The following is a 23,892-nucleotide window of genomic DNA, read 5'->3' as shown; positions in this document are numbered from 1 at the left end:
CGCGGACTCCCCCTGGTCAATCGTATCCTATTGTAAAACGGCTAGCTTATGCCTGGTTCTCATAAATCAAGGATTGCTTGCGGTTGTACCGCTCAAGCCCCAGCTCAATCATCCGGTCGAGCAGCTCGCGGTAGGAAACGCCTGTCTCCCGCCATAGAAGGGGATACATGCTGAACGGCGTAAAGCCGGGCATCGTATTCACTTCATTGATCAGAATCGCGCCGTCGGAGCGGCGTACAAAGAAGTCCGCGCGAGTGATTCCGCCGCCTTCAATCGCTTTGAACGCGTTAATCGCGAGCTCGCGCAGGCGATCAGCCACATCCGGCTCGATCTCCGCCGGGATTTGCATCTGTGACTGTCCGTCCGTATATTTGGCCGCATAGTCATAGTATTCACTGGAAGACACGATTTCACCCGGAACGGATGCCATCGGCTCATCATTGCCGAGCACGCTGACCTCCACTTCACGGGCATCCACAAACTCTTCCACGATGATCTTGTCATCGAACCGGAGGGCGGATTCAATTGCCGACTTGAGCTGCTCCCGGTTCTTCGCCTTGGAGATGCCGACGCTGGAGCCGAGGTTAGCCGGCTTGACGAAGCTTGGGAAACCGAGTTTGTCCTCGATGTCCTTAAGCACGTTGTACTGCCCCTGTTCCCACTGCGTGCGATTGAAGTAACAATATTCACATTGCGGTAATCCCGCTTGGGCGAACAGCTTCTTCATCACGACTTTATCCATGCCTGCAGCCGATGCAAGCACGCCGGTGCCTACGTAAGGAATGTCCGCCATTTCGAACAATCCCTGAATGGTCCCGTCCTCGCCAAACGTTCCGTGCAGCAGCGGAAACATAATGTCCACTGCCTGATTTTCTTGACCATACAGCCTGCTGAACACAGCGTTCAGAGCCGTCTGCGTCCCTTCCCCTTCGGCCAGCTTCAAATCTTCCAGTTGGCTAAACGGAGCTGATCGCTTGCTCCCGATTCTCCAGGTTCCCTGCTTCGAAATATAAAAAGGAATCATTTCGTATTTATCAAAATCAAAAGCGTTCATGACTGCAAATGCCGTGGAAAGTGACACCTCATGCTCGCCAGATTTTCCCCCGTATACCAAGCCAACCGTTAATTTATCCTGTTCCATGTTTACCTCTCTCTTGTCCGTATTGCAGCATGACATGCTGTCATCTTAAAAATAATCGGGTATATGGTAAAACCGATACTCGGTGTTGTCGTTCCATGACGTAGGAATCCCGGTAGTCCCAGTAGCGATGACGGCTTGATACCGTATGAGCATTGACCAGCGGCATACCGCCAGCATCAAATGCTGTCACAATGGTGCTGTGCTGAAACGCCCCATCACCGTCCCAATCATACACGATGACATCCCCAAGCATCAGCTGCTCAGGCCGTTCTACCCGCTCGGCTCGCAGTCCCGAGGTACTGGAGTTCAAATAATGCGCGAAGCTGTTCGAAACCGCCCAGCTGTAACTCCACCATTCCCGTTTGCTTACATACCCCTTGTACCACCATCCCGTTTCTCTTTTACCAGTATAGAGGATTGGGGCTTTACCTGCAAAGAGGCACTGGGAGATATAATTGGTGCAATCCACGTCAAATTCTTCAAACTCCGGATTGCCGGAATCCCACCACCTGTCGGCATAAGCAGCAGCGGCTTCACGCTCGTATCGACCGGACCGCGGACTGCTGCCAGCCGAGTAAACACGACCATTCATGAATGGAGTGGACGGTTCTCTTCCAGCCGAGTCCTGGCCTGTGAACGAAGCATCGGTTCTTTGCAAGGGATGGCGTTCGTCCTGCAGACGTTCAATGCCAACGATCAGCCAGGCTTCCCCATCACGGATCAGCGTCAGCCGCTCCCGTGACACCGTGTCCTCACGGTGCGTCATGCCTCTTTTCTCATAATAGAACACGCTGTGAAGCCTTACATCGGCAACAACGTCATCCTCCGTCTCTCTGAGTACACGCTGGAGCCGTGCACGAGTCTCGCTCTTTAGCGGGGTTGCTTCGCGCAACTCGTACCATGACTGCAGTCGGAACTGCCTTTCTCCTCTCTCTACCAGGAAATTCAGATCTGCTACAATTTGCTCTTTCAGGCCTGAAGAATAGTCCACGCGATTTTGGTTATATTGATTGACGTAAATATATAAAGCTTGCTTCCATGGCTTCTCTGCTTGCTTCAGACTGTTCATCTTCTCTCCTCCTCTGACCTTGCCTTTCACGCAGTTCCCTATCACAACTATATGAAGCAAATCTTCAGGCTATGAACTTCGGTAAAGAGAATACAGAAACACTGAATCAGGGCAGCCGTGTCAGCTTAAAAAACGGGCGAATTTTCACGGTTTTGAAATACGTTTCTTCTATAAAAAATGCTTTACGCGGCGAGTTGAAAACGTTATACTTAAGTTAGTTAATTTATGAAATTAGGTTTCATCTAGTGAAACCACAAAAGGTTTAACTCAGATCGTCATAATAAGATCAAATGAAATGACTCAAGGAGGTTCATCTATGCCAGCAAAGGATCAATTCTCCATCTCTCGCAACCTAGAGGTGGGCGGTAAAAATTACCGTTATTTCAGCCTGCAGGCGCTCGAAGAGCAAGGATACGGAAGTGTATCCAAGCTTCCTTTCTCCATTCGGGTACTGCTGGAAGCGGCCGTCCGTCAATTTGACGGACGCGCCATTACCGAGGATCATGTAAAACTTTTGTCCACGTGGAATGAAGCACGCGACAACAACAAGGAAATTCCGTTCATCCCTGCCCGTATCGTATTGCAGGACTTCACCGGTGTTCCGGTTGTCGTGGATCTTGCAGCCATGCGCGACACCGTTAAAAAATCCGGCGGCGACCCGAAACAGATCAACCCTCTCGTTCCGGTCGATCTCGTTATCGACCATTCCGTCATGGTTGACGCTTTTGGTACCGACCAAGCGCTTGAATATAATATGAAGGTTGAATTTGAGCGTAACGAAGAGCGTTACCGCTTCCTCCGCTGGGCTCAAACAGCGTTTAACAACTTCCGCGCGGTTCCTCCCGGAACAGGTATCGTTCACCAGGTTAACCTGGAGTACCTGGCTTCCGTAGCAGCTACGAAGACAGTTGACGGCGAAACCCTCGTCTTCCCTGATTCCCTCGTAGGCACCGATTCCCATACAACCATGATCAACGGTCTTGGTGTAGTGGGCTGGGGTGTAGGCGGCATCGAGGCAGAAGCCGGAATGCTCGGCCAACCGCTTTATTTTGTAACACCTGAAGTTATCGGTTTCAAACTGACAGGCAGCCTGTCAGAAGGCGCAACGGCGACCGACCTTGCCCTCACTGTAACCGAGCTTCTTCGCAAAAAAGGCGTAGTGGGCAAATTCGTGGAATTCTACGGTCCTGGTCTTGCCAACATCAGTCTGGCTGACCGTGCAACCGTTGCGAACATGGCACCGGAATACGGCGCTACCATCGGTTTCTTCCCGGTTGATAGCGAGACGTTGGCTTACCTGCGCAACACCGGCCGCACCGATGAGCAGGTTGAACTCGTGGAGAGCTACTATAAAGCACAAAACATGTTCCGTACGGCTGACACGCAGGACCCTGAGTTCTCCGATGTAATCGAATTGGATCTCGCTTCGGTTGTACCGAGCTTGGCTGGTCCGAAGCGTCCACAAGACCGCATTGAACTGACCAACATGAAGCAGAACTTTAACGACATCATCCGTACACCGATTGATAAAGGCGGCTACGGGCTCAGCGATGACAAAATCGCGGAAACCGTTAAGGTCAGTCATAAAGACGGCTCTACCAGCGAAATGGGCACAGGTGCAGTTGTTATCGCAGCCATCACGAGCTGTACGAATACATCTAACCCAAGCGTTATGCTGGGTGCAGGTCTCCTGGCCAAGAAAGCGGTTGAACGCGGTCTGAAGAAACCTGGTTATGTGAAGAGCAGCTTGACTCCAGGCTCCCTTGTCGTAACCGACTACCTTGAGAAGTCCAACCTTCTGCACTACCTGGAAGCTCTCGGCTTCTATGTTGCAGGCTATGGCTGCGCAACTTGCATCGGTAACTCCGGTCCATTGCCGGACGAAGTAAGCGAAGCGATTACCGATAACGACATGACGGTAGCTGCCGTATTGTCCGGTAACCGTAACTTCGAAGGACGTGTGCATGCTCAGGTCAAAGCCAACTACCTGGCCTCACCGCCACTGGTTGTTGCTTACGCTCTGGCAGGTACCGTGAACATCGACCTGCAGAACGATCCGATCGGCTACGATCCAAACAATGAGCCAGTTTACTTGAAAGACATCTGGCCAACCAGTGCTGAAATCCGTGAAGCCATTGGTCAGTCCCTTAGCGCTGACGCTTTCCGTGAAAAATACGAGAATGTGTTCACAGCGAACGAGCGTTGGAACAAGATTCCTGTTCCTGAAGGCGAATTGTATGAGTGGGATGATCAATCCACGTACATTCAGAACCCGCCGTTCTTTGAAAGCCTGGGCAACGGTCTGAACGACATTCAGGATATCAAGGAAGCGCGTGTGCTGGCTCTCTTGGGTGATTCCGTTACAACGGACCACATCTCACCAGCCGGTAACATTGCACCGTCCAGTCCTGCAGGCAAATATCTGAGCGATCACAAGGTGGAACGCAAAGACTTCAACTCCTACGGCTCCCGTCGCGGTAACCACGAAGTCATGATGCGCGGTACCTTCGCTAACATCCGCATCCGTAACCAGGTAGCTCCAGGTACGGAAGGCGGCGTAACCACATACTTGCCGACTGAAGAAGTCATGTCCATCTATGATGCATCCATGAATTATCAAGCAGGCGGACAGAACCTGATTGTTATTGCAGGTAAAGAATACGGTACAGGAAGCTCCCGTGACTGGGCGGCAAAAGGTACGTATTTGCTCGGAGTCAAAGCTGTACTGGCTGAGAGCTTCGAGCGTATTCACCGCTCCAACCTCGTAGGCATGGGTGTGCTTCCGCTCCAGTTCCAGGAAGGTCATGGCTGGAAGAGCCTTGCGCTGAACGGCCGGGAAACATTTGATATCCTGGGTCTCAGCAACGATGTGAAACCAGGTCAAGAATTGACGGTTGTTGTTACACGCGAAGACGGTACTCAATTCGAGTTCCAAGCTATCGCTCGTCTCGACAGCATGGTGGATGTGGACTACTACCACAATGGAGGTATCCTCCAAACGGTACTTCGTCAAATGATCGCATCGAACCAATAAGACAATTCATCTAGGCGCTTTAGCCTTAGGAACAAATCCCCATCATCCGCTAATGGATGATGGGGATTTTTCATTTCACAGTACTTTTTTCCTGAATATTGGAAATTCCGTTTCGAATGATGCCGGAAAGGTTAAATGGTAGAAAACATTCCGGAAATCCATATCTAGGAGGATCGTACCTATGATCAAAATACATACGATGGCTTCGTTCCATTATCAATATCAACGGCCGCAGCCAGTGACGGCTCCGAAGAAAGAGGATTCGACAGATAAACCCGTCACATTTCAAGAGATTCTGAATCAAAAGATCAAAGAGAAGAATATCAAGCTGAGATAAGTCACGCTCTCTTGTTACATTACATATCGAGCAATGAAAACACGAGGACCGCCTTCCAATCCCAAGATTGTGAAGACAGTCCTCGTTTTTTTTCGTTTATGAAAAACTGCGGATTGACCTTTACACCATACGTTCCAACTGTTATACTACATATATAACAGTTACAACGAATGCGGAGGTTCTCTTATGATTATCCAACTGGATATGCAGTCCGATGTCCCCATATACAACCAGTTAATGAATCAGATTATCGAAGGCATTGCCAGCGGCAGCCTTAAGCCCGGCGATCCCCTGCCCTCGGTTCGCAGCATGGCATCCGACATCGGGATCAATCTCCACACCGTTAACAAAGCGTACACGCTGCTGAAGCAGGAAGGCTTTATTCAGATACACAGGCAAAAAGGCGTGGTGATACAGCCGGATACCATGCCGGGCATTACCCCCGAATATCAGGATAAACGCAATGCCTATCTAAAACCTATCATTGCTGAAGCCATCTGCAGGGGCTTATCCGAAGAACAGCTGCTTCAGATCGTACGAGATATGCATAATGAGATCACCCAGACTGGGGAGGAGAATGTGTAATGGTTATGATATCAGCCTCGATTCTAGTATTTATGATTATTCCGATTATTGTACTGCTTGCCTTTATGCCTTATTACACCAGGGAAACAGTTAGCTTTGGAGTATCGGTGAGTGAAGAAATGTTCCACAGCGAAGCCCTTCGCAGGCTGCGGAAGCAGTTTGCTTCCATCAGCTGCGGTATTTATGCCCTTATCTTGATCGCCTGTCTGATCGGATTGTTATCGATTGGGAACACAGGGTTCGAATGGCTTATTGTCGGCTCCATCACGGCAATCGTCATTGCTTCACTTGCCCTGAACCTGACCTTTCATTTCAAAATGAAAGGGATCAAGGCCACTCTTCCCCCTGCGACAACCGGACGCCAGGTCGTGGCAATCGATACCAACTTCAGAAGGCAGAAGCTTGTCCTCTCTAACCGCTGGTTTATCATTCATGCCGTCATTACCATCATCAGCACCGTCTGGATTTTCCAATACTATGACCAGATCCCAGATACCATTCCCATGAAATTTGATTTTCAAGGCAGCGTGATCAACTATGCGGACAAATCATGGGGTGTAGTCCTGCTGCCCAACATTATGCAGGTATTCATGATCCTCATCTTCATGTTGATCAATTGGTCCATCCTAAACAGCAAACAGCAGATCGATCCGGGAGATCCGGCGGGCTCCTCAGCGCGCAACGCCATCTTCCGCCGCCGTTGGTCCTTCTTCAATACGATGGCTGGTCTGCTGCTTGTGCTGATGTTCTCCTTGATCCAGCTCAACATGATCGAACAGCTGAATCCCGAATTGCTGCTGGTCATCAGCTTAGCCATACCGTTGGTGATTGTCCTCGGTGCAGTGGTGTTATCCTTCACAACAGGTCAAGGCGGAAGCCGGCTGAAGAGAGATCCCAACACTCCGCACTCCACTCATAGTGCCAATGACGATAAGTATTGGAAGCTCGGCTCCGTCTATTTTAATCCGCAGGACCCTGCTCTCTTTGTGGAAAAAAGATTTGGCGTTGGCTGGACCATCAACGTAGCAAGTCCGTTAGCCTGGCTATTCCTTGCAGTTCCGATCGTGATTGCCCTGCTGACCATGCTCCTGGTTTAATTTAATCCCCTTACTTCATCATCCAGAATGAAAAAAGAGATGGCCCTGGTCTAAACTCAGGTGTCATCTCTTTGTATATTTGCAAGGGCTCCCGGCAAAACCCTGCACATCTTATCGCCATGCATCCTTCCACTCTCCGTTTAAGCTTTTTCATCATATAAGAGTAACGCTTATCCATGATATCCTCAGAATACAGACCGCCTGTAGCGGACATTTTTCTTCTCAGAGATAAGGATGGGGAGTCTTTGAAGTTTACGCTTTCTCATCTCATGTAAAATAACCGGGCAGCTGTATCACTCGGAGCTGCCCGGTCATTCAATAACTTATAGTGATGCTGTCCGCAACTCCGAAATAGAATGAATTAAATCATCATTCCCATTTCCCGCGCTGCTTCCATCAGGACGGGCGCATGTTCACGAAGTGTATCCGCCGGGAGGCGGGTGACCGGCCCTGACATCGACAGCGCGGCCGCCACTTGACCGTTCCGGTCAAAAATCGGCACCGATACAGCGGCAGCTCCAGGCTCACGCTCTTCAATGCTGATGGCGTACCCCTTCTCCAGAATTTCGGCGAGCTGCTGCCGGTACACGTCCCGATCAACAGACTCTGGCCAATCTGCCGCATTCAGCAGCTCCTCCTGATCTACCGCAGGCGCAGAGGCCACCAGCACCTTGCTGGAAGCGCCTACCGACAGTGGCAGTCTTACTCCCACCTGGGCGACCCGCCGGATGCCCTGGTTACTCTGCACCGCCTGGATGCGAAGCCGATCGGCGCCATCCCGCAGATACAAGCTGACGGTTTCCCCCAGCCGGTCCCGCAGCGCTTCCATCGCGGGAAGAAGGCGAATGGCAGGATCATCGCTCTGGGACAGATGCATTGACAGCTCCCATATTTTAAGGCCGAGCCGGTATTTCTCCGTCTCTTTGTTCCGCACCACAAATCCTTGGTCTTCCAGCGTTGTAAGCAGTCGATGGACCGTGCTTTTATGCAACCCGATAAGGGAGGCTATCTCCGTCAGAGCAAGCTCATTATTTTTCGTAAAACACATCAATATATCAAGTGCCCGCTCTACAGCACGTACCGTTAATTTTCGGTCTTCCATCCCGACCTGCTCCTCTCGTGTTTCATTGTATGAAACCTGGTTACAATAATTATATGAGAATTATTCTCAAAAGTAAACCATCCGCACCGGGACTTTACATTTGTCTTACAATCTATTGATTTGCATTGACTTTATAGGCCACCGGGCATACGATTATTATAAATTTCGATATTTTCACTTTAACGAAAAAAATTCTGACTATATGGTAAGGAGGGGCCACTTATGAGTACAACAACTGGTAGTAATGCCCCACTCTCCCAATTGAATGACACGCCAGCCGAGCTGTCGACAGGCCTGGTTCGTTTTAAGCATATTATATTAGCGTTGTTGTTATCTGTCGTTTTTTTTCTAGTTTTCTGTTTTATTGCACTGCATGCCTATATTGCTTGGGTATTGTCGAATCCGACGGTTGCTCCGCTCTATTCCAATCCCAAACTCGCTAAAGATATGAATTACGAGAATGTCACATTTCACTCGATTGATGGTAAACGGAATATTAACGGGTGGTATATACCGGCAGAGAATTCCTCCAAAACCATCGTGCTGAGCCACGGCTACGGCGCCAACCGGGAGGAAACCTGGGTTCCTATGTACGATATCGCCCATTACGCGCACAACATGAATTTTAATGTGCTGATGTTTGATTACGGCTTTGCGTCCCAGACCAGCAAGGAAGTGGCGACCGGCGGCAAGGAAGAGAAACGCCAGCTTCTCGGTGCCATTGAGCATGTGAAACAGCGCGGCGCGAAGCAGATTGTCGTCTGGGGTTTCTCCATGGGTGCCGGTACTGCTCTCCAGGCGGGGCTTGAGACCAAAGATGTGGACGCCATGATCCTGGACAGTGCATTTTTGCTCGAGCCGGACACGCTTTACCACAATATCCATAACCAGATTAATCTTCCGCGGCATCCATCTCTGGAGATTCTGGAGCTGCTCTTCCCGGTCCTCAACGGCACAAGTCTGGATCAGATCCCTTACAACGAAGTGAAGAAGCATGACTATCCGTTCCCGACCTTGTTCATTCACGGAACGAAAGACGATAAGGCGCCTTACCCGATCGCCGAGAAAATTGCGTCCAATCAGAGTCATGCGGATTCGGATTCCTGGATCGTAGAAGATGCCCATCATGAACTTATCTTCCGTGAGCATCCTAAAGAATATTTACGCAGAGTATCAACCTTCCTCGGCAAACTTGAAACACCGGAAGGACCGTGACGTTCCGGATAATAGCATTCATTGCGAGATGCCGCAGCTCCATACTATGTTCCAACCCCCTACTGCCTGGAGCAGTGAGGGGATTTTATTTTTTCCACATAATACAGGCTGCAAAATGAATATAGTGAGTTTAGTGAAGCTGATACTGGAGGGAACGGACATGTTATTTCATTATGGAGCGAAACTCCCGGTACGATTATTGGAGGAAATTCGCTATTGGAAACATCAGGAAAGGAAACATACCGGGCTGATTAAAGCCGTAGTTCCTGATCTGGAACCGGTCTACGTTCAGATGCTGGATCAGTGGGCCCTCGTATTTGCCGATACAGAAAAAGTCGCTGACGAACTTCTGCGCCACATTCTCAGCAACCATGCGCCTCCTTCACCTCAAGTGCTGGCCCAGGTAGAGCAGCTGCTTCGAGCCTCCTGCGAGCAATCCAGAGAGTTCATCCGCCAGCTGCACGGACTGAAGGAGAATAGCGAAGCCGTTCAGAAGGTACCGCTTGCCGGTACGGTTGTACATCACGTCATCCGGGAGTCCGAGTATTTCCTGAACGCACTGGAGACCCTCAACTCCGCTGGAGCATTGGAGCGATTCATGGATATGCCGCAACAATCCATGACGCTTCATGAGGCCTCGTCCCCTCCACCATCTCTCTCAGAGGCTGAGCTATCCATTCAAGGCATGGGCGACAGCGGTCAGGCCGTCCCGATTGGTGGACACCGCCTCCCCCCTCTCCCTTACGCTTATGATGCGCTTGAGCCTTACATTGATGAAAAGACAATGCGGATTCATCATGACATTCACCATAAGAGCTATGTCGACGGCTTGAACAAAGCGGAGAAGAAATTGGAGGAAGCCCGAAAAAGCGGAGATTTCGAACTCGTGAAACATTGGGAACGCGAGCTAGCCTTCAATGGTGCCGGCCATTATCTGCACACGATCTTCTGGAATATTATGAACCCTCGGGGCGGCGGCGAACCGGGCGGGGAGCTTGCCCAGCAAATCAAGAATTATTTCGGCAGCTTCGATCGCTTTAAGAATCAATTTACCGAAGCAGCAGACAAGGTGGAAGGCGGCGGCTGGGCCATCCTCGTCTGGAGCCCGCGCAGCCATCGGCTTGAAATTTTACAGGCTGAGAAACACCAGAACCTGTCCCAATGGGATGTCGTCCCTCTCCTCACCCTGGATGTATGGGAGCATGCCTATTACCTCAAACATCAGAATAAACGGAAAGATTACATTAACGACTGGTGGAAAGTGGTCTACTGGCCAGAGGTTGCGGATCGCTTCAAACATGCCAGCAAGTTAAAATGGAAGCCGTTCTAAGCAAAATCCAGCTGGATTGCTTCGCAATGGTTAATATTGGGTATTAAGCTATAGCCCTCCTTACTTCGCTTCTGAAGTTTAGGGAGGGCTTATCCATTATTTCAGATAACCACGTTGTTAGGTCTTAATAACCATTACTCTGGTTATTTATTCGGTTGAAGTCTCCTATTTACTGGATTATGATAAAAAGAATGAATGAACATCTGGAAGGGATGAAATTGATATGCTTACCCGATTAGGGTGGAAAAAACCATTCATATTCCTTATGTTAACAATGGTTGTACTAGGGGGTTGTCAAAATATGAATTCAAATAAAAACAACAATACCTCAGGTATCACGGATGACATTACAAACCATGATGATGAATTAATGAGCCAAACCAGAGAAACTGCAATTCAATTCTTCAAGGAAGAATATGACCTGGAAGTTGAGATAACAAACCAAAAGAAAATGCCTACCTATGTCGCAGATGAGATTGATGTTGAAGGATATGTCATTGGACATAAAGATCAAACATTTAATATTTCTGTAAATTACAAAACCTTTCAAACCAAAAATTTTGTCATGAGTCCTGAACTAAAGAAGGTTATCCAATCTAAGAAGCAAAAATAATGAATTATGTTTGATGGAGGAACTCATCATGGTCAATGATGAAACATATAACATTTTATCCAGATTGGCATACAAGGATCTAAAAGAAGGCACTCAAATTGAAGATCTTCCACAATGGGAGGTTTTAGAAAATACTAAAAGCTATAAGTTGTCAGGATTTGATGCTGTCACTTTTGTGAATAGAGATACTGGGGAAGCGGTCATTGCATACAGAGGGACAGAGGGAGAAGCACAGTTATCAGCATCTATACCTGATTATGTAAGTGATGTTGGAATTGGAATTGCGGAACTCAAAAGGAAAGCTGAAATTGAAAGACCATTTGAGGACCATCTAACCAAATTTGAGGATGCGGTTGGAATTAGCAGCATCAACGATTGGCTCGGCGAAACTTCAAGAAAGCTTGATAAGAATATGAATATTCTGGGTACCAATCAGATGTACCAGGCGGAAGACTACGCTAAAGAAATGCAGGAAAAACATAAAGATCTAAATTTTTCTCTGACAGGTCACTCACTCGGCGGTGCAAATGCACAATATGCTGCTGCTTATACAGGTATGACAGCTGTGACTTTTAGTGCCCCCTCTGTTATTGGGAGTCTGTCTCCGGAATTTAGAAGAAAAGCCGAGGATGGGGGGTTCGACTCCCAGATTATTAATTTTGCGCATCCAGGTGATATTATTGCCAGTGGCACTTTGGGAGGTTATGACGGCCACGTAGGCTCTACCTATTACATAGACTCTAGTTACCAAGATGCTAACGATGGGATTAGCATAAAAGAAAAAATTGATAATACACTAGGGGGTCCGAATTATCATCAGCTTGAACGATATCAATTCGAGAATGGGTATATTTCCAACCCTCTGTATGACGGCAGCTCTGACAAGTCTATCGAGTCTCCCCGAGTCCCATCAGAAAGCATGCTCTTTGATGGGTTGAGGAACATGATACTTGGAACTGCAGGAGCCTTATCTCCATTCTTGGGCCTAAATAGAGATGCTGCAGGCAGTTCCTCCAGCACCATCCAGGTCACCCCTGCCGAGCTCCGAAGCGTGGCCGAGAAATGGAGAACACACGCCCAGCAAAGCGATGCCGAAGTTCAAGGAATCAGGCAGCGTCTCGCTAAGTATATGTATTCCAGTCACAGCAGACGCCTCCAGCCGATTGTACAGCAACTGGATGCATCCATCATGTCGATGAGCGAGTGGCATTTACAGCATACCACGGATATTGTTCAGTACATTAAATTTAAGGCTGATCTATTTGAGCGGACAGACAACATCGGGTAAACATCTATAAGAAGTGACCGGGAGGGAAAGATATGAGTCGAGAAATTTTGCTGGAACTTGATGATTTGCTTCAAGCAGAACGTGAGCTGTCGGGACTGCTGGCCGCCATCCAGGCTGACGAACAGGAAGCGAAGGTCATGTACGCCCGTCTGCAGGATTGGAAAGGCCAGTCAGCCCATGTTTTACGGGAGCAGATCGAAGCCTTCTTCCTGGAAATGTCCCGCCGGATCAAGGATATCGAGGAACACAAAAGCAACCTCACCCAGTATGTACAATATATGAAACAGGTAGATGGCGCATCATAGGTCCTCATGCTCATCTTGAAGTATTTAAAATATCCATTCATCATACAGCAAAAAAAGGCTTCGCCTCCATGGGCGAAGCCTTTTTCCATTATCCTCATTCTTAGTCTTTGATCAAAGACAGGAATTCCGAACGCTGCGCGGAATCGCTCCGGAAGCTTCCGCGGACAGCTGACGTTACAGTCTTGCTGCCTGGCTTCTTCACGCCGCGCGCGCACATGCACAGATGCTCGCCTTCCACAACGACCATGACACCGTTTGGCTCCAGCGCCTCGACCATAATATCCGCGATTTGCGAGGTGATGCGCTCCTGTACCTGAAGCCGGCGGGTAACCGCCTCTACCAGGCGTGCCAGCTTGCTCAGGCCAGCGATTTTGCCGCTTGGGACATAACCGATATGAACTTTACCGAAGAACGGCGCCATATGGTGCTCACACTGACTGTAATAGACGATATCCTTTACAATAACCAGTTCCTCGTGATTTTCGTCAAATGTAACGCCGAGAACATCCTTAGGATCGACTTCGTATCCCGCAAAAATCTCCTCGTACATCCGTGTCACGCGGGCCGGTGTCTCAAGCAGTCCCTCACGCTCGGTATCTTCACCGATCAGCTTCAAAATCTGCTCTACATGGTACTCGATCTGCTCTCGGTTTTCGCCTACTTTGTTATTTACATAATCTTTTACGCCCGCCACAGTACATCCCCCTTTCCGTCCCAAAAAAAAGCAAACGGTTAACTTATAGCCGCTGTTAGCGGCCTTTTTAAATAGAAATGCCCCTCCGTCCTAAATGTAGACGCGAGCGGGCCTTCTGGCATTATGATTTGCGTTTACGACCTTGACCTTTACCAGGCATTGGCTGATTTTTCATCATTTGCTGCGCACGCTGCATTTGCTTGCCGTTCATGTTGTACCCCATTTGTTTGGCCATCTTCTGCAGCATTTGCGGATCATTCTGCATCTTCTCCAGCTGCTTGCGGAGATAGAATACACCGATGAAAAATCCGCCAACCAGACCCACGATCAATGTAATAATCGGAATGACATAGTTCATCACTTGACCACCTTCTACTATACTAATATTTACCATTTAATGGCGCATATACGAACCTATCATAGCATGTCCTTTTCGACACAGCAAATGAAAATAACGGATATATAGCAGCCAGGCAGTCCCATGATGGCACCTTAGATCCCTTACGACCCTTTCCGGTCAGGCATAGCCCCTTCCAGCGTTAACAAGGTACGTTTAATTTCCGGGCCGCCGGCATATCCAATCAGCGCCCCGTCGGTTCCAATCACCCGGTGGCATGGCACGATAATCGGCACAGGATTTTTGTTGTTTGCACCGCCTACCGCACGCACGGCTTTTGGACGACCGATGGATTCGGCTATATCCTTATAAGAACAAACCGTCCCGTAAGGAATGGATTTCAGAGCTTCCCATACTTGCAATTGGAATGAGGTTCCCCGCATATCCAGCCCAATGTCGAACTCCTTCAGCTCACCTGAAAAATACCGTTCCAGCTGCGCTGTCGCAGGAGCTAACCTCGCCTCGTCCCGCTGGTAACCGCCGTTGCCGGCCCAGGTCCGAGACCACTGCTGGATGACTGCTTCCTTTACATAGAAGCTGCCGAACTCAATCAGACAAAGTCCCTTCTCCGTTGAACAAACCGTTAAAGGTCCGATCGGCGATTGAATTTCGTCATAATACAAAACTTCGGGTCCGCCTTCCGGAATGGCCATAGGCTCTACTCCATGAATGGCGGGGCTCTCCTGTTCCGGCTTATCTCCCTTATCCGGGGAAGCCGGCAACGCGTTGCCACTGGATAAAGCTTCTCCCCCGGCTTGCGCCTCAGTTGGGGCCTCTTTCTCATTCGATTCAGGCTTCAATTTATTCAAGGCTTGCTGCAGCATATCTCGTACTTGGGAATCCCCTTCTGATTTCATGCTTTTCTCTAAGTTGTTCAACGCTTCTTCGCCTCCAATACGGCCCAGAGCCCATGCAGCGGTTCCCCGCAGCTCCGGGCGCGGGTCTTTCAGCAGTACTTCGCTCAGCTTCGGTACAGCTGAAATATCTTTAAAGTTGCCAAGCGCGATGACAGCGTTGCGCTGTATCGGCTTTCGGCCGCGCCAAGCGGCAGATGTATCTCCGAACGTTTCCTTGAATTCACGGTTGCTTAAATCAAGGATCGGCAGGAGCAGCGGCTTGGCTTTTTCAGGATCGGGTTTGAAGGCCTCTTGATGAGTCCAGTTCTTGCCCCGATTCTTCGGACAAACAATCTGACAGGTATCACAGCCGTACAGCCGGTTGCCAATCTTGCGCATGACTTCTTCGTCCAGAAACCCTTTGGTTTGGGTCAAAAAAGAAATACAGCGCTGGGCGTTAAGCTGCCCCGGGCCCACAAGCGCTCCGGTAGGGCAAGCATCGATGCACTTGGTGCATTCCCCGCAGTCCTCGGTAACCGGCGTATCCGGCGGAAACGGGATATTGGTGATCATCTCGCCAAGGAATATCCAGGAGCCTAACTTCGGAGATATGATGGCACAGTTCTTAGCACTAAAGCCAATGCCTGCACGCTGGGAAACCGCCCGGTCGACAAGCGCTCCCGTATCGACCATGCTTTCAAGTCTTGCATCCGGTACCCGTTCTCTTATAAAAGCCTCCAGACGGCTCATGGCCTCCCGAAGCACCTGATGGTAATCTCTGCCCCAAGCAGAACGCGCCATAATTCCCCTGTACTTTCCAGGCTCCGATTTTGGCGGGTTGTCCATTTTGGAATGGTACGTTATCGCAATCGCGATTAAGGACATGGGCTCGTTTCCCGGGAGAGCCGGAGTAACCCTCTTATCCAGATCCGGCTCTTCAAACCCGGATTCATAACCTTTGTCCCGATGATTCTGCAGGACTCCCTTCAAGGACTGAAACGGTTCCGCCGAAGCAAAGCCGATATCATCAATACCAAGCTCTGGGGCAACGGATTTCAGTTCCTGTTTGAGCTCCTCCCAAACCGAAGGCGGAGGAGCGTACGAGCCGAGTGTGTAGGTCATTCTCCAGCGCCTCCTTTCCTGGGATGATGTCCATTGGCAGCTACAGCTTTTTGATCTCGGACAGCGGCCAGAATATGAATTCCGCCCTGCCTACAATGTCGCTTTCCTTCACACTGCCAAACATGCGGCTGTCCTTGCTCTTTCCGAGATGACGGTTATCTCCCATAACAAAATACCGTCCCTCCTCGAGGGTAACAGGCTCAAAGCCTGGATCTTCGATCGCAACATCGGTGTATCCTTCCTCCTTGGCCACACCGTTAACATACAGCGTCTGATCCTTTACTTCAATGGTATCCCCTGGAACGCCGACAATACGCTTCACCAAAAACTCCTTCTTGTCTGGACCATCGCTTGGATCCTTAAGCACGATGACATCACCATGACTCGGTTCTGCAAAGCGATACACTACTTTATTAATAAATAGCCGCTCCGATGCTACCAGTGTCGGCTGCATTGATTCACCTTTAACCATGGACAGGTTGAACACAAACATATTTAGAAGCACCATAATAACAAATGCAATCGTAATCGTCTTTACCCAGTCCCAAAGCTCGGCTGCCCACCCGTTCTTCTTGCTGGGTTGATTCTGTGGTCCGTTGTTCTCGCCATTCTCAGTTGAATCCGGAGGAATCACTTGTCCCATACTGCACCTACCTTACTTCGATTTCGCCTACAAGCTCCGACGGCGGCACCCTCAAAAAAGGTACATTAATAGAAAAGCATATCTCCCAACCATTTGCAACGGCCGGTAGATATGCTTCATATAGAAAAAATGTCGTTTCTTATCTCTGTCGAAGCTTAAAGCCGCCGTTTTACGTGGCTCGTATGTACCGCTAGTCGTTCAACTATTGACCTAGGATACTGAGCTTCTGGAACGACCGCAGGATTTGGCTGGCACCGTATCCCATGGCTTCATAAAATGGCATGGCTGCGGCGTTGTGCTCGTCTCCGGCTACCATAATCCGACTGACCTTACGTGATTGAAAACGCTGTTCCATCGCCGATATCAGAGCCTTGCCAATTCCTTTTCTGCGATAGTCAGGATGAATGGCAATGCGGTAATAACAACCATGATTGCGTTCGATCGTACCAATTAGGGCACCAACGATTTCACCGTTTTCTTCAGCCACCATAATCAGATCAGAGTCCCAAGCGAGCTGTCTGGAGAAGGGCTCCATCGTGTTTTCGTAGCAGTCTTCCGATAAAGCAATCTGTAGTAGCTCGGTTACGGGGGTACAGTCACTCAACTGAAAGGAACGAACATGCATTTCAAAATCTCCCTTTTCGTTAGCATGATGCGGTTTACCCGGTTTACAAAGATCTAGTATTCCGTTAACGCAAACCTGACATTTGTGTTTACTACAAAAAACGCGAAAATCCTGTTTCCTTGTCCATTAAACCACATCTTTCTCGTAAATTCACGAGTTTTCTTCTGTAAGCGCTTTATCTGAAGCGGTTACATTTTTATTGATGGATTTACTTCCATATTTTTGTTGAATGTATATGCTGTTTCCTGCTGAAAACTGTTAGCGCACTGTAAAAATCAACTCCAATACTTTCTATACATGCTTTTTGTATCTGTACTAATTTTACAAAGCGACCCACTAAATCCTCTGCTTATCTTATTGGGAAGGGTACGAATAGAAAAGCAGCGTCCTCCCGGCTATATGCCGTTAAGAACGCTGCGTAATCGATTTCTATTTTTACTGGAGAACCACGGTATCGCCCGATTTCAGTCCTGACAGGACTTCGATTTTGTCGAGAGTTTGCATACCGGTCTCAATATCCTGACGTTCAATTTGACCGCCGCCCCTATCCACCATGACGTATGATTTACCCCCATCCGTCATGACGGCGAGTTTGGGAACGACAACGGCTTTGTCCTTCCGCTTGGTCACAATGTCTCCGTTAAGCGTCAATCCGCCGATCAAGCGGTCATTCTTAGGCAGCGAGACAATCACCTTGAACTGCGGTGTCTGAGACGTTTGTTTTTCCTGGGCGGTTGCCTCAGCGAATTTGGCCACCTCCAGCACTTTCCCCTTCAGCTTCAAATCCTTGATGGAAGGCATCTTCACCTCAACCGCCATATCCGGTTTAATGTTGAACACCTCGTTCTCCCCTACATATGCCACGAACCGGAGGGAATCCAGATCGACGATTTTACCGATATACTGGTTCGCCGTGACCGATTGCGGCACCTGCTGTGTCGGGTCGAACAGAAACAACCCCGTAGCCGGAGATTGATATGTGGACTTCTTCAGTCTATCATTCAGATCATTCATCGTCTGTCGTTCAATATCATTGTTCACTTCGTCCAGCTGGCTGCTCAGCCGCGCATTTTCCTGGTCTGCCAGCATTTTCAGACGCTCGGCCTCGGTTGCCCCGACTGGCGCGTTATCCAGGTCCTGATTCAGCGTGAATTCCTTCAGTTCCTGCTCCAGCTTCTTCTTCTGCAGTTCGGCCTCTTTCTGCTGAAGCTGCTGGCGGATCGCTGTTTGCTCCAATTTAAAGAGTGTATCGCCCTGCTTGATCTGCTGGCCATTCTCTACGCTCCATGACTCGACCTTCGCTTCAAAAGGGGCGTACACATTCGTCTCCCGTCCGTACTCGGACGTTCCCTTGACCTGCACGGTCGAAGTGATGGTTTCCTCGGTTACGGGAAACGAGATGACCTGGGGTTCTTCCATCATCGGAATTTCAGGCTCTTTCGGTTTCACCTGTCCATATCCCCAATAACCCACCACACCCAGCACAGCCACGATAATTGTCCATTTTATGATTTTTTTGATCATACCGATTTAGCTTCCTTTCCGATGCTCATAATCCTAATCCCGCTTAATGGCAAGGAGCGCATTTGTTCTTGCTGCGCTGATCGCCGGATAAATCCCCGAGAGGATTCCGGTCATCACCGCGAATGCGATGCCGATGGGCAGCGTGCCCAGCGTAACTGCAATCTGCAGCCCCGACATCCCTGCAGAAGCTGTAATGAATGAATTCAACCCGTTGATGATCAAATACGCGAACACGATGCCAAGCAAACCGCCAAGCAAACCGAGCAGACTGGCCTCCACGATAAACATATTGCGGATTTGCGGCATATTCGCCCCCAAGACCTTCATAATGCCGATTTGCCGGCGGCGCTGATGCGTAGACATTGTCATGGCTACAATGATCGAAATGGAGGCCAGCAATAGAATAAATACGCCTACGCCCAGTGCAATCGCCTTGAATGTGTCCAATTGGGAAGCGATCTGATCGCGCATCGCCAGATTGTCGCTTGCATTAAGCGCAAGTTTTGATATCAAATCCTCAAGTGGTTTAATATTCTGCAGGTCATCCACTTTGACCGTTACGCTGTCGTATACCCGCTGCTTGGAAGCCGTCCCATTTTGCAAATTCAGGCTGTCTGCAAGCCATTCAGCCGTATCAAAGGAAACATAGGCCTGCCTGTCGTAGATGGCAAACTGGGCTTCCCGCCCCGTAGGCACATCCAGCACACCCCCTACGTACATCTGCGGACCCAGCAGCTTCTTTTCGTTGTCCATCTGCTCAAGCTGAATGCTTTTGCCGCTCATGTCCGTCACGGTGCCCTCATACATCTGGAATTCTTCCCACAGCTTCGGATTGTTGGGATCGGTATTCATCATATTGGTCAATCTCTCGCTTGTCTCTGCATCCTTCCATCCTGTTGTGGCTCCATAATTGAGGACGACGGCGCCTATCTGCTCAAGCGCACCACCCTCCTTGAACCTGTGTCCCTGCTCTTTGAGTTTGGACAGGTCCACGGCCACTACATTAACACCTTCGCTAATCAGATTGTCGGACGAAATGGATCGGAAATATCCAAGCTGCTTGGTCGCGATAACGGATTTGACATGATTAAAGCCCTGAATCACCTGAACCTTATCATCCGTAAGCAATCCACGCTCCCCACCGGCAGCGCCGCCCCCCTCTCCGGGTCCACTGCTGCCCTGCGGGGTCACCGTAATCTCATCCAGCTTCATACCGCCTATAATCTCGGTCTCCAAATAACCCTGGGCGGCGTTGCCAATGCTGATCGCAACAATGATTGCCGCACATCCAATGGAAATACCGGTCATGCACAGGGCTGTCACTACTTTGCGGCGCTTGATCTGCCCCCATGCCAGCCGCATGCTGTCTAGAATTTTCAGCTGACTTCACCTGCCCCCTCCGAATGAACCTCGACACCGGACGGAAGCGATGAGGCATTAGGCGCCTTAGAGCCTCCTGCTGCCGGTCTCGTATATTCCTCCGGTTGAACTAAGTAACCGTCACGGAGCATGATCGTTTTTTTCATTTGAGCCGCAACTTCCATCTCATGGGTAACGATGACAAATGTCGTATTCATGGACTCATTCAGCGCCATCATAATCCGGATGATTTCCTCTTCCGTTTTGGTGTCCAGATTGCCTGTCGGCTCGTACCGCAAAAATGACGGAAGGCTCCGTGATCAGCGAGCGCGAAATACTGACGCGCTGCTGCTGTCCGCCGGACAATTGGGAAGGGTACAGTGCTGCCTTATCGCCAATTCCCGTCATCTCCAGAAGCTCCATCGCTTTCTTCCGGCGCTTGGACGGTGAAACGGACTGAAAAACAAGCGGCAGCTCCACGTTTTCCCGTACCGTCAGGGTCGGAATAAGCTCGTAGGCCTGAAATATAAATCCGATATGCTTGCGCCTAAAGACGGCAAGTTTGTTCTCCCCGTATTTGACAATATCCTGATCGGCAATATAAATATGGCCCTCCGTGGGCTTCATCAGTCCAGCCATCAAGTTGAGCAGCGTCGACTTGCCCGACCCTGAGCTGCCGAGGAGAGCAATCATCTCTCCCTTCTGGACTTCAAACTGGATGTTATGAAGCACCTTTAACACTTCGTTGCCGTTTTTAAAGCTGTGCGATACATTTTCCAAACGCAACATGTTCGCTGTTCCTTTCCGATTCTTAATCTATCTCTCCTCATTCGGATCCACAGTAGGCTGGAATGTCAGATTATAGCTTTGGCTGCCAAGCGTGATTCGCTCATTCTGGAATTCGTCCACAAGGGTCAGGTTAAACCATCCGCCGCGAAGTCTTTTATATTGATCGTCCGTCAACTCGATCGACATAGACCGAGTACCCGGCACCTGGATATCCGTACCTGGCGTAAGTGTGCGCTCCTGTGTCTGTCCCAGCACGTCTTTGATGATCAGAATCAGCTTGTGGCCGGAATCCGCGGCAGTAATGCTCTCGCTGCGTTTCACGTCAAACGTGACATTCAGCGAAATGGAAGAGCTGCCTTCCTGCAAATGCCCTGACGCCTTCGTGACGGAGACGTTGTAAGGATACCAATCGAGCTGCGTCAGCCCGGAGCTTGCTGCCGGTCTCACCGGATTCAGCATCAGTTTCTTCACGCCCATCACACCGGTAATGTCTTTCCCCGTTTCCGCAAGCTTGCCGCCGGACATCGCCGTGCCAAGAGCTAGTCCCAGTTCGCCCGATACCCCTTTTGGCACCCTTGCCCAAAAGACAACGGACTGCTTGGACCCTGGCTGTAGCGCGGCTTCCGGCTGAATGGTGTCCGCTTCGTAAATCATTCCGTCCGCGCTCTGGAAATACCCTTTCAGCATGGCCGCTTGTACACGGCGCTGTTCATTGCTGGTCAGCAACAGCTCGGAATAGACAATGTCGGTATCTACCCCCTCATAGATCACGGTCCGTCGCTCCTGCGCATCTGCACGTTTACCGATAACGGTAACCGAGTAGGGTTTTCCCTTCTCCAGCACTTCAATCGACTGCGTGGCTCCTGAAGTGGTTACGGTCAGGAAAGAAGATTTAGCTGTATCTTTCTGGGTAAACAGCTCGAAGCGGAGCGAACGGATGTCCTTGGTATAAGGGATCCGCGCCATGACATACACCTCTGTTGATGACCCGGGGGCAATCAAAGAGCCCTGTTCCTCTGCAATAACCTCAGAGCCGGTCAACACCGTTTTTTCGTCCGATGTGACGTTTGCCTTAAGCTCAGGCAGCGGCAGCGATTTGGATTCCTGAGTATTTCGCAGACGCAGCTTGGCAACAATGAGATCTGTATCCTGCCATGGGAGACGCTGCATGGATACAAGCGTGTAAGCAAATCCCTGGGCAGACTGCGCGCCGTATTCGACACCGATGGAAGCCTTGCGCTCCGTTTGATACGAAATGTCAAAATAGGCAATCGGCAGGGCCACTTTCTCCTGAGCTCCTGACGCCGATTCGCTGCCCGGCTCGGCCGGATTAGCAGGGGTTTGGGTTGAAGGATCATCCCCGGCAGAGGATTCAATCATTTGCAGCTTCAGCTTGTCCTGCTTGAGCTCAAGCGGAAGCGAAATTTCCATCGACATCGTTTTCTCTTCGCCAGGTCGCAGTGTCAGACCCACTTTGTTATCCGGATTGTAAGGATGGAAGGAGCCTTCCGAGGCTTTAATCGCAAAATCATAACCCGGCACTGCCACCGATTTCTTGCCTTTGTTCTTGAAAGACATCTCGATGTTCCATATGCCCTCGCCCCCGGAGGAACGCAGCGAAGCCTGCCTGATTCTGGCTTCAACCGGAATCCCCTTGATCGTCATCTTCTTGGCTGCCCCCGCCGCGATATCCCATTTAGGAGCTGTTGCCGCTGGCAGCTTAAAGGACTCGACCGGCAAGGTGAGCTTCAGTGTGTCGTCGTTTTCGGTCCATAGGAAACGCAAACCGGCCGATTTAAGATAAGAGGGAATTTCCGTTATGTAATATACCAATTTCTTCTCTTTCGGCTGGATGGGTACCCCCTCTGTACCTGCTTCGTGATGAAGAAGGAATGAATTGCCGCTTGCTGTCACCAGATGAGGTTCGAAACCGCGGTCGCTCCACACTTTCCCGCCATGGTTTGTCATGTACATGCCGACTTTGGCTATCACTTTGCCGTCATACTTAATGATCTCCAGCGATTCCGCCTGAACGGTAACCGGCGTACCGCCCAATTGCAGCTTGGTACTCGATCCCGGTGCGGCAGCTGCCGAATAATTGGCAGGCAATCTGTACGTTCCGACACGCTGCAGGTAGCCTTTGGCTTTCGGATTCCATACGTCCATCACCAGCTTCATGCCGGATAAGGAGTTGCCTTCGGTTTTGGCATAGTAGGTCACGCTGAGGCTCTGACCCGGTTCAATCTTCTTCTTGGCAAGATCTCTGGTAATTGGATTAGCAGCTGTCACAGAACCGCCGGGTAGCACCACCTTAGGAAAATAGGATACCAGCCGTGCGGAGCTCTTGCCCCCGTTTTTGTACTTCAGGGTAAACACTGCAACATATGTGCCGTTTTGCTGCCATCCGTCGGCATGCTCCAGCGTTGCCGTAACGTTATTGCCAAGCGTTACGTTCCATGCAGGCACTGCATGATTCTGCGAATTGGATTTCGTGACTTGCGATGGCCCCGTCTTAGCTGCCACTGCCTCTGCTTGCGGTGCCGCTGCCAGAATTGCAGCCATTAAGACGGCAGTCACTCTGAACTTTGTACTACTCATGTTTTGAAACGACTCCCTTCTACCTCGGCATATCCCTTTCATTGTCCCATGCAGATGTCATCGACTTGTGTCCATGGTCATATATATAACGACAAGTTTCACAGGAAAGTTCTTCATAAATTTTTGCTGATTTATCAGGTCTTTCGGACTTTTCAAACATAAAAGTTGATTTAATCACCCAAAACGGTT

19 protein-coding genes and 2 pseudogenes are annotated in these 23,892 nt (G+C 49.8%); 9 read left to right on the top strand and 12 right to left on the bottom strand.

The genetic code is table 11. From position 1 onward, the window contains the following. Window positions 1-46: 46 nt before the first annotated feature. Together PVOR_RS05965 and PVOR_RS05960 are read right to left on the bottom strand one after the other, a co-directional pair. A complete protein-coding gene (locus PVOR_RS05965; RefSeq protein WP_006208214.1) occupies window positions 47-1,141 on the bottom strand; it encodes a D-alanine--D-alanine ligase in 1,095 nt (364 codons plus the stop codon). A 45-nt stretch (window positions 1,142-1,186) separates the two neighbouring features. Then, a pseudogene (locus PVOR_RS05960) lies at window positions 1,187-2,210 on the bottom strand (amidase domain-containing protein). Between the two features lie 316 nt (window positions 2,211-2,526). On the opposite strand from PVOR_RS05960, the gene acnA reads away from it, so the two are divergent. The 4 genes from acnA (at window position 2,527) to PVOR_RS05945 (ending at window position 7,263) form a co-directional block, all read left to right on the top strand. Then, window positions 2,527-5,244: an aconitate hydratase AcnA gene (gene acnA / locus PVOR_RS05955; RefSeq protein WP_006208212.1), complete on the top strand. Its 2,718-nt coding sequence runs from the start codon at window positions 2,527-2,529 to the stop codon at window positions 5,242-5,244. A 181-nt stretch (window positions 5,245-5,425) separates the two neighbouring features. Continuing rightward, complete coding sequence (locus tag PVOR_RS30955; RefSeq protein WP_006208211.1) at window positions 5,426-5,581, top strand: hypothetical protein; 156 nt, start codon at window positions 5,426-5,428, stop codon at window positions 5,579-5,581. Between the two features lie 186 nt (window positions 5,582-5,767). Further along, window positions 5,768-6,166, top strand: coding sequence for a GntR family transcriptional regulator (locus tag PVOR_RS05950; protein ID WP_006208209.1), 399 nt, complete (start codon window positions 5,768-5,770; stop codon window positions 6,164-6,166). Beyond that, window positions 6,166-7,263 carry a DUF1648 domain-containing protein gene (locus PVOR_RS05945; protein WP_006208208.1) on the top strand — a complete coding sequence of 366 codons (1,098 nt, stop codon included), beginning with the start codon at window positions 6,166-6,168 and terminating at the stop codon, window positions 7,261-7,263. The genes PVOR_RS05950 and PVOR_RS05945 overlap by 1 nt, the downstream gene beginning before the upstream one ends. A gap of 361 nt (window positions 7,264-7,624) precedes the next feature. Here the strand turns inward: PVOR_RS05945 and PVOR_RS05940 are convergent, their stop codons facing one another. Next, the gene (locus PVOR_RS05940; protein ID WP_006208207.1) at window positions 7,625-8,365 is read right to left on the bottom strand and encodes an IclR family transcriptional regulator; all 741 of its coding nucleotides are present in this window, start codon (window positions 8,363-8,365) and stop codon (window positions 7,625-7,627) included. Window positions 8,366-8,587: 222 nt separating this feature from the next. Between PVOR_RS05940 and PVOR_RS05935 the strand changes: the two genes are divergently transcribed. From PVOR_RS05935 to PVOR_RS05915, 5 genes are all read left to right on the top strand, one after another. Next, entirely contained in the window at window positions 8,588-9,580 is a 993-nt protein-coding gene (locus PVOR_RS05935; protein ID WP_006208206.1) for an alpha/beta hydrolase, read from the top strand. A gap of 160 nt (window positions 9,581-9,740) precedes the next feature. Then, a complete protein-coding gene (locus tag PVOR_RS05930) occupies window positions 9,741-10,910 on the top strand; it encodes a Fe-Mn family superoxide dismutase (protein ID WP_006208205.1) in 1,170 nt (389 codons plus the stop codon). Window positions 10,911-11,211: 301 nt separating this feature from the next. Next, window positions 11,212-11,523: a hypothetical protein gene (locus tag PVOR_RS05925; RefSeq protein WP_006208204.1), complete on the top strand. Its 312-nt coding sequence runs from the start codon at window positions 11,212-11,214 to the stop codon at window positions 11,521-11,523. A gap of 28 nt (window positions 11,524-11,551) precedes the next feature. Continuing rightward, complete coding sequence (locus tag PVOR_RS05920; protein ID WP_006208203.1) at window positions 11,552-12,811, top strand: lipase family protein; 1,260 nt, start codon at window positions 11,552-11,554, stop codon at window positions 12,809-12,811. A gap of 32 nt (window positions 12,812-12,843) precedes the next feature. Then, window positions 12,844-13,116 carry a hypothetical protein gene (locus tag PVOR_RS05915; RefSeq protein WP_006208202.1) on the top strand — a complete coding sequence of 91 codons (273 nt, stop codon included), beginning with the start codon at window positions 12,844-12,846 and terminating at the stop codon, window positions 13,114-13,116. Between the two features lie 100 nt (window positions 13,117-13,216). Here the strand turns inward: PVOR_RS05915 and folE are convergent, their stop codons facing one another. From folE to PVOR_RS05870, 9 genes and pseudogenes are all read right to left on the bottom strand, one after another. Beyond that, window positions 13,217-13,810 (bottom strand): GTP cyclohydrolase I FolE, encoded by a 594-nt coding sequence (gene folE / locus PVOR_RS05910; protein WP_006208201.1) that lies wholly within the window; start codon window positions 13,808-13,810, stop codon window positions 13,217-13,219. Window positions 13,811-13,931: 121 nt separating this feature from the next. Continuing rightward, window positions 13,932-14,168: a YneF family protein gene (locus tag PVOR_RS05905; RefSeq protein ID WP_006208200.1), complete on the bottom strand. Its 237-nt coding sequence runs from the start codon at window positions 14,166-14,168 to the stop codon at window positions 13,932-13,934. A gap of 143 nt (window positions 14,169-14,311) precedes the next feature. Beyond that, a complete protein-coding gene (gene queG / locus PVOR_RS05900; protein ID WP_006208199.1) occupies window positions 14,312-16,165 on the bottom strand; it encodes a tRNA epoxyqueuosine(34) reductase QueG in 1,854 nt (617 codons plus the stop codon). A 40-nt stretch (window positions 16,166-16,205) separates the two neighbouring features. Beyond that, the gene (gene lepB, locus PVOR_RS05895) at window positions 16,206-16,808 is read right to left on the bottom strand and encodes a signal peptidase I (protein WP_006208198.1); all 603 of its coding nucleotides are present in this window, start codon (window positions 16,806-16,808) and stop codon (window positions 16,206-16,208) included. Between the two features lie 202 nt (window positions 16,809-17,010). Next, on the bottom strand, window positions 17,011-17,433 hold the full coding sequence (locus PVOR_RS05890; protein ID WP_006208197.1) for a GNAT family N-acetyltransferase: 423 nt from the start codon (window positions 17,431-17,433) through the stop codon (window positions 17,011-17,013). A gap of 435 nt (window positions 17,434-17,868) precedes the next feature. Beyond that, complete coding sequence (locus PVOR_RS05885) at window positions 17,869-18,957, bottom strand: efflux RND transporter periplasmic adaptor subunit (RefSeq protein WP_006208196.1); 1,089 nt, start codon at window positions 18,955-18,957, stop codon at window positions 17,869-17,871. 33 nt (window positions 18,958-18,990) lie between these two features. Further along, window positions 18,991-20,319 carry an ABC transporter permease gene (locus PVOR_RS05880; RefSeq protein ID WP_006208195.1) on the bottom strand — a complete coding sequence of 443 codons (1,329 nt, stop codon included), beginning with the start codon at window positions 20,317-20,319 and terminating at the stop codon, window positions 18,991-18,993. A 14-nt stretch (window positions 20,320-20,333) separates the two neighbouring features. Further along, window positions 20,334-21,105, bottom strand: a pseudogene (locus PVOR_RS05875) (ABC transporter ATP-binding protein). Window positions 21,106-21,132: 27 nt separating this feature from the next. Next, entirely contained in the window at window positions 21,133-23,703 is a 2,571-nt protein-coding gene (locus PVOR_RS05870; RefSeq protein WP_040680253.1) for a hypothetical protein, read from the bottom strand. Window positions 23,704-23,892 lie beyond the last annotated feature (189 nt).

It is taken from the genome of Paenibacillus vortex V453, from assembly GCF_000193415.1.
GTDB lineage: Bacteria > Bacillota > Bacilli > Paenibacillales > Paenibacillaceae > Paenibacillus_AQ > Paenibacillus_AQ glucanolyticus.
This window is presented reverse-complemented; position numbering and strand designations above follow the sequence as displayed.

Coding starts and splice junctions, on each gene's coding strand:
- PVOR_RS05965 (WP_006208214.1), bottom strand. CDS start 1,141: ATGGAACAGGATAAATTAACGGTTGGCTTGGTATACGGGGGAAAATCT.
- acnA (WP_006208212.1), top strand. CDS start 2,527: ATGCCAGCAAAGGATCAATTCTCCATCTCTCGCAACCTAGAGGTGGGC.
- PVOR_RS30955 (WP_006208211.1), top strand. CDS start 5,426: ATGATCAAAATACATACGATGGCTTCGTTCCATTATCAATATCAACGG.
- PVOR_RS05950 (WP_006208209.1), top strand. CDS start 5,768: ATGATTATCCAACTGGATATGCAGTCCGATGTCCCCATATACAACCAG.
- PVOR_RS05945 (WP_006208208.1), top strand. CDS start 6,166: ATGGTTATGATATCAGCCTCGATTCTAGTATTTATGATTATTCCGATT.
- PVOR_RS05940 (WP_006208207.1), bottom strand. CDS start 8,365: ATGGAAGACCGAAAATTAACGGTACGTGCTGTAGAGCGGGCACTTGAT.
- PVOR_RS05935 (WP_006208206.1), top strand. CDS start 8,588: ATGAGTACAACAACTGGTAGTAATGCCCCACTCTCCCAATTGAATGAC.
- PVOR_RS05930 (WP_006208205.1), top strand. CDS start 9,741: ATGTTATTTCATTATGGAGCGAAACTCCCGGTACGATTATTGGAGGAA.
- PVOR_RS05925 (WP_006208204.1), top strand. CDS start 11,212: ATGAATTCAAATAAAAACAACAATACCTCAGGTATCACGGATGACATT.
- PVOR_RS05920 (WP_006208203.1), top strand. CDS start 11,552: ATGGTCAATGATGAAACATATAACATTTTATCCAGATTGGCATACAAG.
- PVOR_RS05915 (WP_006208202.1), top strand. CDS start 12,844: ATGAGTCGAGAAATTTTGCTGGAACTTGATGATTTGCTTCAAGCAGAA.
- PVOR_RS05905 (WP_006208200.1), bottom strand. CDS start 14,168: ATGAACTATGTCATTCCGATTATTACATTGATCGTGGGTCTGGTTGGC.
- queG (WP_006208199.1), bottom strand. CDS start 16,165: ATGACCTACACACTCGGCTCGTACGCTCCTCCGCCTTCGGTTTGGGAG.
- lepB (WP_006208198.1), bottom strand. CDS start 16,808: ATGGGACAAGTGATTCCTCCGGATTCAACTGAGAATGGCGAGAACAAC.
- PVOR_RS05890 (WP_006208197.1), bottom strand. CDS start 17,433: ATGCATGTTCGTTCCTTTCAGTTGAGTGACTGTACCCCCGTAACCGAG.
- PVOR_RS05885 (WP_006208196.1), bottom strand. CDS start 18,957: ATGATCAAAAAAATCATAAAATGGACAATTATCGTGGCTGTGCTGGGT.
- PVOR_RS05880 (WP_006208195.1), bottom strand. CDS start 20,319: ATGCGGCTGGCATGGGGGCAGATCAAGCGCCGCAAAGTAGTGACAGCC.
- PVOR_RS05870 (WP_040680253.1), bottom strand. CDS start 23,703: ATGAGTAGTACAAAGTTCAGAGTGACTGCCGTCTTAATGGCTGCAATT.